The 300-nt window shown below is 58.7% G+C and carries 1 pseudogene; it reads left to right on the forward strand.

The annotated features are described in order from the left end of the window. Positions 1–300: pseudogene (locus B3187_RS08620) on the forward strand (GMC family oxidoreductase); the annotation flags it as partial.

Consider the following 300-nt stretch of genomic DNA (forward strand, 5'->3'; position numbering starts at 1 on the left):
GATTCTGAAAAACTCCACCTCCGAGCGCTTCCCCAACGGTCTGGGTAACGACAGTGGGGTGCTGGGTCACTACCTGATGGATCACAATTATCGCGCCCGGGCGAGTGCCGAGGTGGAGGGGCTGGAAGACCGTTACTATTACGGCCGTCGCCCCACCGGCACTTATCTGCCCCGGTTCCGGAATATTTTTGACGACAAGCAGGATCAGTACATCGGCGGTTTCTCCTACTCGGTGGGTGCCTATCGGGCCCAGGGCAACGTTGATGGAGGGGATGCCCCTTTGGGTGCCGAGTTCAAACA

Source organism: Marinimicrobium sp. UBA4209 (genome assembly GCF_002381585.1).
GTDB lineage: Bacteria > Pseudomonadota > Gammaproteobacteria > Pseudomonadales > Cellvibrionaceae > Marinimicrobium > Marinimicrobium koreense.